Annotated in this window: 8 protein-coding genes; 1 reads left to right on the forward strand and 7 read right to left on the reverse strand. The window is 65.4% G+C overall.

All coding sequences use genetic code 11. From position 1 onward, the window contains the following. Positions 1–44: 44 nt before the first annotated feature. Positions 45–371, reverse strand: a complete 327-nt coding sequence (locus tag MXC99_RS02275) for a hypothetical protein (protein WP_247723990.1) — start codon at positions 369–371, stop codon at positions 45–47. Between the two features lie 329 nt (positions 372–700). Here MXC99_RS02275 and MXC99_RS02280 point away from each other — a divergent pair, with 329 nt between their 5' ends. Further along, positions 701–2932 carry a UvrD-helicase domain-containing protein gene (locus tag MXC99_RS02280; protein ID WP_247723991.1) on the forward strand — a complete coding sequence of 744 codons (2232 nt, stop codon included), beginning with the start codon at positions 701–703 and terminating at the stop codon, positions 2930–2932. On the opposite strand, the gene MXC99_RS02285 is transcribed toward MXC99_RS02280, so the two are convergent. From MXC99_RS02285 to MXC99_RS02310, 6 genes are all read right to left on the reverse strand, one after another. Continuing rightward, positions 2933–3712: a ParA family protein gene (locus tag MXC99_RS02285; RefSeq protein WP_247723992.1), complete on the reverse strand. Its 780-nt coding sequence runs from the start codon at positions 3710–3712 to the stop codon at positions 2933–2935. A gap of 148 nt (positions 3713–3860) precedes the next feature. After that, complete coding sequence (locus tag MXC99_RS02290) at positions 3861–4343, reverse strand: hypothetical protein (protein ID WP_247723993.1); 483 nt, start codon at positions 4341–4343, stop codon at positions 3861–3863. Further along, positions 4340–5203 carry a PulJ/GspJ family protein gene (locus MXC99_RS02295; RefSeq protein WP_247723994.1) on the reverse strand — a complete coding sequence of 288 codons (864 nt, stop codon included), beginning with the start codon at positions 5201–5203 and terminating at the stop codon, positions 4340–4342. The genes MXC99_RS02290 and MXC99_RS02295 overlap by 4 nt, the downstream gene beginning before the upstream one ends. Beyond that, positions 5200–5646 carry a type IV pilus modification PilV family protein gene (locus MXC99_RS02300; RefSeq protein WP_247723995.1) on the reverse strand — a complete coding sequence of 149 codons (447 nt, stop codon included), beginning with the start codon at positions 5644–5646 and terminating at the stop codon, positions 5200–5202. Before MXC99_RS02300 ends, MXC99_RS02295 begins: the two co-directional genes overlap by 4 nt. A 2-nt stretch (positions 5647–5648) precedes the next feature. Then, positions 5649–6116: a prepilin-type N-terminal cleavage/methylation domain-containing protein gene (locus MXC99_RS16900; RefSeq protein WP_282100119.1), complete on the reverse strand. Its 468-nt coding sequence runs from the start codon at positions 6114–6116 to the stop codon at positions 5649–5651. After that, complete coding sequence (locus tag MXC99_RS02310) at positions 6116–9802, reverse strand: DUF6701 domain-containing protein (RefSeq protein ID WP_247723996.1); 3687 nt, start codon at positions 9800–9802, stop codon at positions 6116–6118. The genes MXC99_RS16900 and MXC99_RS02310 overlap by 1 nt, the downstream gene beginning before the upstream one ends. Positions 9803–10406 lie beyond the last annotated feature (604 nt).

The raw sequence follows: 10406 nt of genomic DNA on the forward strand, positions 1-10406 counted from the left end.
GAAGGTGGGCCACAGCGGGGGCTCCGCCGCAGGGAAGCCCTCCCTCAGGCCGTCTTCTGCGGGGTGCGCAGCCGGCGCAGCCAGGACTCTTGAAAGGCGGCGAACAGGTCTTCCATGGCCAGCAAGGGCAGGCGCCACATGCGGGACTGGCTGCGGACGAAAGGCACGACCTGCGGCGTGCACAAGGTGCTGCGCTCGTTTTCGAGCAGGCGGGCAAAATGGTCCATTGCCGCGCCCCAGTATTCGGCGTTACCGACCCAGCCGGTTTCTTCGGTGGCCTCGCGCACAGCCTTGCGCCAAAGGATCTCGGCACGTTCGATCGAAACGCCCGCCTTATGGGCGTACCACGGTAGAAGTTTGGGCGTCTTCATGGTCTGTTCTCCTGGGCGCAGGGTGTCGCGCCGTAGTCCAAGCCGGTCTTGTGGGCCGGGGTTTGAGGTTGGTTGTTGCACTGCGAAGTCTGTATTTTGATCTGCAGCGTGCTGATTCGACTGGATATAAGTCAAGTTTTTCGGATGTTTGTTCGAATCAAAGCACAAAAATTGGTGCAATGCACAAAAATTTGGTCGACTGTTGATTTTTTGCAAATGGCCGCTCCGCGCAGACCTTCGCCCGTCCGGCCGTTCCGGCACGGCCCGTTTTCGAATGGGCGTAGGCCTGCATTCGCCGGATTACAATGCACGGCCAACGAGGACCCCCGATGTCGAACCTGCTTGCCCATCTCAATACCGAACAGCTCCAGGCCGTGAGCCTGCCGCCCCAGCATGCGCTGATCCTTGCCGGCGCCGGCTCGGGCAAGACCCGCGTACTCACCACCCGCATCGCCTGGCTGATCCAGTCCGGCCAGGTCGATCCGGCCGGCATCCTGGCGGTGACCTTCACCAACAAGGCCGCCAAGGAGATGCTCGCGCGCCTGTCGACGATGCTGCCGGTGAGCCCCCGCGGCATGTGGATCGGCACCTTCCACGGCCTCGCCAACCGCCTGCTGCGCGCCCACCACCGCGACGCCGGCCTGCCGCAGCTGTTCCAGATCCTCGATGCGGCCGACCAACTCGCCGCGATCAAGCGCCTGCTGAAGACGCTCAACGTCGACGACGAGAAGTTCCCGCCGCGCGAGCTGCAGCACTTCATCAACGGCCAGAAGGAAGGCGGCCTGCGCCCGCACGCGGTCGAGGCCTGGGACGACTACACGCGCCAGCGCGTCCAGCTTTACCAGGAGTATGAGGCGCAGTGCCAGCGCGAGTCTGTTGTGGATTTCGCGGAGTTGCTGCTCCGGAGCTACGAGCTGCTCGAGCGCAACGAGCCGCTGCGCCGCCACTATCAGCGCCGCTTCCGCCACATCCTGGTCGACGAGTTCCAGGACACCAACCGGCTGCAGTACCGCTGGCTCAAGCTCTTCGCCGACGAGGGGCGCGAGGGCGGCGCGGCGATGTTCTGCGTCGGCGATGACGACCAGAGCATCTACCGCTTCCGCGGTGCCGAGGTCGGCAACATGCGCGACTTCGAGCGCGAGTTCCGCGTCACCAACGTGATCCGCCTGGAGCAGAACTACCGTTCGCGCAGCAACATCCTCGACGCCGCCAACGCGATCATCCGCCACAACACCAACCGCCTCGGCAAGAACCTGTGGACCGACCAGGGCGCGGGCGAGCCGATCCGCGTGTTCGAGGCCTTCTCCGACGGCGACGAGGCGCGCTGGATCGTCGAGGAGATCCAGCAGCTGGTGCGCGACGGCGCGCTGAGAAGCGAGATTGCGCTGCTCTACCGCTCCAACGCGCAGTCGCGCGTGCTCGAGCACCAGCTGTTCTCGGCCGGCATTGCCTATCGCGTGTATGGCGGGCTGCGCTTCTTCGAGCGCCAGGAGATCAAGCACGCGCTCGCCTACCTGCGCCTGATCGCCAACGCGGACGACGACACCGCCTTTGCCCGGGTGGTGAACTTCCCCACCCGCGGTATCGGTGCGCGCTCGCTCGAAGTGCTGCAGGACGCCGCGCGCACCTGGAACACCAGCCTCTACGCGACCGTGCCGCACCTCACCGGCAAGCCGGGCACGTCGCTGGCGCAGTTCGTCCGCCTGGTCGAGGACCTGCGCCGTGACACCGCCGGCCTGCCCTTGCCCGAGCTGGTCGACCACGTGCTTGACGCCAGCGGGCTGCGCGCCCATTACAAGGCCGAGAAGGAAGGCCGCGAGCGGCTCGAGAACCTCGACGAGCTGATCAACGCCGCCGCCAACTTCCTCGCCGAAGCCCAGGCTCAGCGTGCGCCCGACGAGGCGCTGCCAACGCATGCGCTGCTCGCCGATTTTCTCGCCCACGCTTCGCTCGAGGCCGGCGAGCACCAGGCCGACCAGGGCGCCGACGCGGTGCAGCTGATGACGGTGCATTCGGCCAAGGGCCTGGAGTTCAACGCGGTGTTCCTGTCCGGGCTGGAGGAGGGCCTGTTCCCGCACGAGAACAGCACCCTCGAGAGCGACGGCCTGGAGGAGGAGCGCCGGCTGATGTACGTCGCGGTCACCCGGGCGCGCGAGCGGCTCTACCTGTCCTTCGCCCAGAGCCGCATGCTGCACGGGCAGACGCGCTACAACCTGCGCTCGCGCTTTCTCGAGGAGGTGCCGGCCGGGCTGACCAAGTGGCTCACCCCGCCCAAGCCGCGTAGCGCCGCCGGCGGCGAGTTCGGCGCGATGCGGGGCGGCGCGGGCGGCGGTTATTTGAAGCCGTCATTCGCTGCGCAGACGCCGCGCGCGCCGCGGCCGGCCTTCGCCCAGTTGCCCAACGGCCTGCGCATCGGCCAGTCGGTGAGCCATGCGAAATTCGGCCAGGGCGTCATCGTCGCCGCCGAGGGCAGCGGGAGCGACGCGAAAGTGCAGATCAACTTCGGCCCGGCCGGGGTGAAGTGGCTGTTGCTGTCGGTGGCCAAGCTCGAGGCGGCCTGATCAGGCCCCGTAGGTGCGCGCCAGCGCATCGTGCAGGGCGACGAATTCCTGCGTCAGCTTGTGCCTGGGGTCGAGGTGGATCATCGGCATCGCCTGTGCGTGCGATTCCTTGATCCTCACCGAGGCCGACAGATAGGGCTGGAGCACCGGCAGGCCTTCGTCGACCAGTTCCTGCACCACTTTCTGTGGCAGGCTGGCACGCGGCTGGAACTGGTTGACGACGATGCCTTCGATCTGCAGGCCGCGGTTGTGGTCGGCCTGGATTTCGGCCACGTTTTCCAGCAGTGAATACAGCGCCTTGCGCGAAAATTCATCGCAGTCGAACGGGATCAGGCAGGCATCGGCAGCGATCAGCGCCGATCGGGTGAAGAAGTTCAGCGCCGGCGGCGTGTCGATGAAGACGCAGTCGAAATCGTCGGCCAGCTCGTCGAGCGCGTCGCGCAGCTTGTAGATCTTGTAGCGCGACTCGAGCTTGCCCTGCAGCTCCTCGAGCTGGGGGTGCGAGGGCATCAGGTGCAGGCCCTCGAAGGGCGAGGCGACGACGAAGTCGGCGGTGGCGCGTGGGTTGAGCTTGAAGTTCAGCGTCTGGTCGAAGAAGCCGGCCAGGGTCGTCTCCAGCGCGTCGCCCGCGGCGCCGAGCAGATACTGGGTGGAATTGCCCTGCGGGTCGAGATCGACCACCAGGGTGCGCCTGCCCTGGCGCGCGCTGATTGCAGCGAGGTTGCAGGTGATGGTGGACTTGCCCACCCCGCCCTTTTGATTGAATACCACGCGTCGCATCGGTCCTTCCTCCCTTTGGCTGGCGGCGATTATGCCGAAAATGCGGCCTGTCGGGCGCTGTGCCTGCACACCATCCGGCGTGCAGGGGTTTCCCCGGCGGCGCGCCTGCGCCCCGATTGCAGCCACGTGCTTCGGCATTCGGCGGCGGTCAATCCGGCCCCGTGCAGGCGCTGCCGTCCCATTCGCAATAGGCCACCGCCACGCGCTGGCGCTCGACGTAGCCGGCGCTGGCGACGCGGTTAGGGTCGGTCGCCGGGCAGGTCGTGGCGCTGCAGGCGGTGGCGGTGACGGTGAACACGCGCAGCTCGCGTGCGATGCCGGGTGTGGTCTCGCCGTCCTTGTAGGTGGGCTGTGCGCAGCTCACGGTCACGGTCAGCTCGGCGTCGTCCGGATAAGTCCAGCTCTGAGGCGTTTCATCGCAGGCGGCGGATTTCAGCGCCCGGTGCAGGCCCCATTCGGTGCCGGCGTGGGCGGCCCACAGCGCACGCGTCGCCATCAGATCCTGCGCGCTAGTCAGGTGCTGGGCAGTCGACAGCGTCGTGATCGCCGCCGCCAGCGCAGCTAGGATCACCAGCACGACGATCGCGGCGACCGCGCCGAAGCCGCGTTGCAGGCCTTGCCTCGCCTTCATGGCACGTTGCTCACATGTGCGCCGTAGACCAGCGTGATGCGCTCGCCAGCCTCCAGCAGCTGCAGCCGGATCGACACGAAGCCGGACTGCTCGGTGGCGCCGGGCTGGTAGTCGAAGCTGCACGCCGCCGCCCGGCGCGCCAGCGGCGCTTCGCTGGCGGTCGGGGTGGGGCAGGCGCCTGGGACACTGCCGTCGAAGCCGCGCACCACGCGCACCAGGGTGCCGCTGCCGTTGCCTGCGGCCTCGCCCGTGTTGCGACAGACATAGGCGATGCGCTGCTCGGCCTGGCTGACGACGAAGAAGCGGCCGCCGTCGTAGGCGGGCGGAAACGGGTGGGCGGATTTCAACGTCAGCCGCCCCTTGCCGCGCGAGATGTCGTCTGGTGGCGGCTCCGGGAGCAGCTCCCACTCCTGCACCTCCGCGCGGGTGCTTCCGCTGCCCTCCGCATAGACGTCAGCGGTGTTCTGGTTGCCGATGACGACGAAGTCGCCCGCGACCGGGGCGACGGCGAGCGGCGACAGCACGTCGAAGCTGACGTCGGCGGCGGTGCTGTCGAGTGGGTCGGAATCGGCATTCGAGATGTCCACCTCGCGCCGATAGAGCCCGCCGGATTTGGCGAGGACGAACTCGATGCAGTTCCCGTCGAGGGCGATGAGCGAATTGGGCACTGCCCGGCGCAGCTCGCGGCCCATCCGGCGCAGGGCGGTGTCGGCCATGTCGCCGAGCTCGGCGCGGCGGCGGGTGTCGAAGTAGCCATCCAGCGCGGGCTTGAAGAAGACCGTCAGCGCAGGGGCGAGGATGCCGGTGATGATGACCACCAGCACCAGCTCCACCAGGGTGAAGCCGCTTGCCTGCCTCATTGCGCCCACCCGCTGCGGTAGCTCGTCAGCGTCAGCGTTTCGCCGCCGTGGGTGACGGTGACCTCGATGCGGCGGGCGGGGACGCCGTTCAGCCCGGCCTCGGGGGTGACGGTGACCGCCACCGCGTAGTCCGCCAGTTCGGCGATGGGATTGCCGGCAAGGTCGCAGACGACGGTCGGGGTGTAAGCGCCGTAATCGCCGAGGGTGGTGAAGGCCGTGCGCGCGCAGGCATTCGACGGCGTTGTCGTCGTGTCATAGGGGCGCAGCATCGTCTCTTCCAGCATCTGCTCGGCGATCGCCAGCATCTGCTTGTGCACCAGCGGGTCGGCCGAGGCGCGGGTGGCCTGCTGGAAGGCCGCCAGCACGCCCGCGACGCCGACGCCGATGATGACGATCGCGATTACCAGCTCGATCAGGCTCATGCCGCGGGCGCGGTGGCGCATGCTCACTCCACCTGCCCGGTCGCGCCGTGCACGACGATCGCGCTCTGGCTGCCGACGCCGACGCTGAAGTCCGCCGGCGTATCGCCTGCGGCGTCGCTGCTCACCGTCCCCCCGGGCTGGAAGTGGAGCGTGGCTGCAGGGGCGAAGCCGAAGCCGTGGCCGGCGGGGATCGACAGCGCCGGCGCCTGGCCGTCGGGTCCAGGCAGGCCCGCGCTGCAGCTCGTGCTGTCGAAGCTCGGGGCGATGCGCAGTTCGATGGCGGCGGTGGAGACGCTGGCGCACACCCGCCGCCGGTGCGACACCGCCACCTTCTGCGCGTATCTCAGCACCGCCGCCGCCTGGTCGCGCACCGCCGCTTCGCGGAAAATGTCGGCGTCCAGCTTCGGCAGCGCGACGAAGGCGAGGATGCCGAGCAGCAGCAGCACGATGACCAGCTCGACGAGGGTGAAGCCGCGGCGATGGCGCTGCATCAGTACAGTTCGCGGTTGTAGATGCCCTTGCGGCCTTCCTGGCGGAAGATGCCGAAGGTGGCGGTGGCCCAGGGGTCGTTGTCGTGGCCGGTGCCGGGCGGCCACTTGCCCTGCAGCCAGGGCAGGTTGTTGCCGGCACTGGCGTCGCAGTCGACGCCGCTCGCCGGGTCGGCGCCCAGATCGACGCAGATGCGCGCGCTGCGTGCGGCGTCTGCCGTGCGGGTGAGTTCGATCTTGCCCCGGCCCCCATCCAGCGTCCCCGGCGGCGCGGTCAGGGTCCACCCAGTTTCGTGCGCAGCCGGGTCGCTGGTCTTGAGCGCGGCGAGGTTGTCGTTCTCGATTACGGTGCAGTTGTCGTCCAGGTTGCGCACCCATGAATTGCCGCTCCAGTATTGCGCCTCCACCGCCATCTCCAGCGGCGAATAGTAGCCATAGACGTTCGCCAGGCGTAGGCGGCCGAAGCGCATTTGCGTCTCTGAGCCAATCCGGACCGCATCACAAACAGATGCCATCGTGCAGTCACCAGGTGGCGTGGTCGTCATGTTCGTGTCGGCAAGCGGCGCCTTATCCACGCCGTCAACCACCTTTACGCCGATGGCAAGTTCGTTGAACGGCCCATCTGGCGAAAAGGAGCGCGAGAACATCGCGTTCTCGACGTCGATGGCATACTCGCCCGCCGTCCAGTTCGGCATTCCGAGGCCGCCGATCCGGCTGCCCAGATCGGTTGCCGAATTGACGTCTTCCGCCACGACCGCGACTGTCGCGAGATGTGCATAACCTCCTGTCGGAGCCGCGAAGTAATTGGTCGTGATTTCATTCGCCTTGTTGCGCGCTTCGATGGTGAAGGTAATGCCCAGACTTGGCTGGTCCATATAGGTGAAGCTGCCGTCCATGCAGGCGGGGCGAATGCTGCCGGCAGACAAGGCGAAATGGTGGGGATAGAAGCGACCGACATTGCCTGCAAAGGCGATGCTGTCATTTCGACCTGCGGCGGTGAGATCGCCCGCGCCCAGATAGTTCATCGTTGGCTTGATGCGGATCGTGCCGACATTGGGCCAGACCATCGTCGCGATGGCGTGATTGGAGATCCCTCCGAAGCTACCCGTCGACGACGGAGCAAAATCGTCTACCGGGTCAGCGGGATCCGAGGTTGGATTGATGAGGGCTGCAGGTTCGAAGGTGACGGTCTGCGGAGGGCTTTCGTGGCCGAAGCTCGGGGTCACCCCGCCCAAGTTGTGTGCGGCCGAGGGATCGTACCGAACCGCTTCGACCTTTCCCGTGAACGTTCCACCTGCAACGCAAAAAGCGCCATCGTCGGGGCTGGGGTTATCGCCGTCGGCGCATGCCAAGTCATGAAGCCGGAAAGCATACGGTTTGACGACGAAGGCATTGGTGCTGCCGGTCAGCGTTACAGCCGTCCCGTCCTCGGGAGTGAGGGTCTTGCTGGCATTGACCGTGATCCTGCCCACATCGTCGTAGCGCAGGGTGATGGGGGCCGAGCCGTCGCCATCGAAGTCCAGGTTGACGCTCGCGCCACTCGATGGCATTTCCGTGGAATTGACGACGAGCATGTGGCCTGCCGCGCAAGTCGATGGATCGTTGCAGGCATAGGCGAACGTCACCCCGACGTTTGACTGATTGACGATGGCGGGCGTGCACACGGCAGGATTGTTGGTCGAGGATTCGACTGCGCGCAGGTAGTACGTGTCACTCGTTATGCCGGCAATCTGCGAGGGGATCTCCGTCTCGTTGCCCGTTCGGCTGTGCGAAACGATGAAGCCCGCGCGCGTTGCGCTGAACTGGCACTGCGTATCGGCGTTGGCGTCGAGGCCGTCGCTCGTGTTGTCGCACTTATAGCCAGTCGTGGGGGGAGGGTTAGCGCTGGCAAGGCCCCAGGTGGTCGTCGCCGGCTGCACGTCCTTTGTCGTGTAGCCGGAAGCGCCGATGCTGAAAGCGGCGTTGCCCTCCGTCCAGTACACTCCGCCTTCTGAAGCAGACAGGGTTCCTGTGATGCCGCCGGCCGTATGGAGGCTCGAGCAACTTTCGTTTGCGCATGCCTTGATCGTCAGCGTCGTGACCGCACAAGTCAGGCCGTGGCCGTCGTGCACGATGCGGATGTGGTCGATCGTGGCGCCAGGGGTGTTCGAGTCGCCGATTGTGCCTGGATCGGTGTTGCCGGGGTTGGATAACTCCTCCCACTCACCAGTGCCGTCGGGCAGGCGCGCCACCCCCTTCAGGTTTGAGGATGTGGCCGAAATGGTGGTGTCGAAGTCAAACGGGCAGTTCGGGGTGTTCACATCGAAGTTGTTGACGTTGAGAAAGTCGATCTCCTTTCCGCTGCCGTCGAACAGCGTGGCGCTCATGCTCTTCGATTGATGGACGTCGATGTGCTTCATGTTGACGTGGACCACGATGTAATGGCCGTTTTGCAGCCCGATTCCGGCGAGCGCGTAAGTGCCACATTCGGTCTTATCCCCACTCGCTGCGCAACTGCGCAGCGTCCAGCCACTATAGTCGGTCGAACTGTCAAAGACCTTGACTTCGATCCAGTTGTTCTGACCGATCTGGTGTACCTCGTTGATCGTCGCTTGGCCGAGGAAAGGTGAGCATGAAGCCTCGCCGCAAAAACCCAGGTCGGTCTTGATCGGTGAACATGTGCCGTAAACGAAGCTGCCGGAGGTGACTCTCACGTTCGAGTAATCAGGGGCGGACAGGCTTCCGTAGACTGTCGAGCCGTTCGTGACCGTGATCTGGCCCGTGCCCGCTGTCGCACTGATCGGGGCTTGTATGCCGATGCGGCTGTTGTTGAAAGTGATCGTGCTGGCTCCGCTGATACTGCCACTCGACATCGTCGTGTTGGTGAAGCTCGCAGCGTTGAGCGCGGTGAGGCTGAAATTGCCGGCAATGCTGCCGCCGCTCACGGCCAGACCGCTATGCGCAGTCGCACCACCGAGGAGGTCGCTGCTGTTGGCGTTGATGAAGCAGCAGCCCGAACGGACTTCGCCGCCAACGCTGCCTCCGCTGAGTAAGATGCTTCCCGAGGTTGCAATGAGACTGCCGGTGATCTCAGCGTTAGTGGTCTGTATGCCGTTCTGTGCCCTCACAGTACCGTCGACCGTGCTAGCGACAATGCTGGCCGTCCCATTGGTGGTGATCGAGCCGGTGTGGCTGCTACCGCTGATGCTGATGTCGCCTGAGCTGGATTCTAGATCGCCGTACATGGTGTGGCTGCTACCGCTGATGCTGATGTCGCCTGAGCTGGATTCTAGATCGCCGTACATGGTGTGGCTGCTACCGCTGATGCTGATGGCGCCTGAGCTGGATTCCAGGTCGCCGTACATAGTGTTGCCGCTGCCGCTGATCTGGATGTTTCCCCAGGTCGTGCGTACCGTCAGCGGCCGCAAGTCGCTGCCGAGCTGGCTGTTGCCAGCGAGGGTGATGCCGGCATTGGCTACGAGGACGGAGTTTTCCTTGCTGGGGATGATCGTGTCACCCGCGGCCAGGGCGATGCTGCCGTTGCAGGTGTGGGTGTCGCCGCTTGTTGTCCAGGAGCCGCCGGCGCATGCGGGAAAGCTGGTGCCGCTCAGCTCGTAGCTGGCGCCCAGTGCCGGCGCGGGGGCTGTCGCAGCCAGCACCGCGCCGGCCAGCAATAGACCCAGCGTTGGGCGATGGCGGAAAGTTGGCACGATCGGGCGCAATGGAGGAATGAGGGCGGACGTTGTGCGAGTGTGAGGCAGGCGTTCTGCGGGAGCTTTGTGAAGAAGGGGCAGGCAGCCCCTCTCCTCGTTCATGCGTGTTTATTCGAGCCTGGCCCCTTTAGGCTCCTTTACAAGCAATACGACAAGGGCCTGAAACAGGCCGGCAGGCCGACGATGCATGATTCCGGGCGTTGTCTCTCGATGTGGTGCGGAATGGGATGGCTCGCCGTCGCGTTCGGCGGATGCTCGAACGGGATTGGGTGCAAGTGCCCGGATTGGAGGCGGGGCAGGCCTCGTGCGAGGGCCGCCCTCCATGTTTCGAGCCTGGCGCCTTTAGCCTACTTTGACCGATTAGTTGCCAGCCGCAATGAGCGTGAAGGTGGGCACGGGGTCCAGCGTAACGCCGGTTTTCGTTACCGTGCATTCAGCGGTCTTGCCGTTCGTGTTCACGACAGTAGGTCCGCAGTCAACCGTGTAGGCACTAGCAGGGTGTTGAAAATTGCGTCATCACCTTCGGCTTCCAGCTTGGCTGGAAAAAATCGACTCTGAAGAACCCCGGCGTGGTTTGGCATGAAGCGCTTTCCTGCCGTCT

This window comes from Thauera aromatica (assembly GCF_023093595.1).
In the GTDB taxonomy this organism is placed as follows: Bacteria; Pseudomonadota; Gammaproteobacteria; order Burkholderiales; family Rhodocyclaceae; genus Thauera; species Thauera aromatica_A.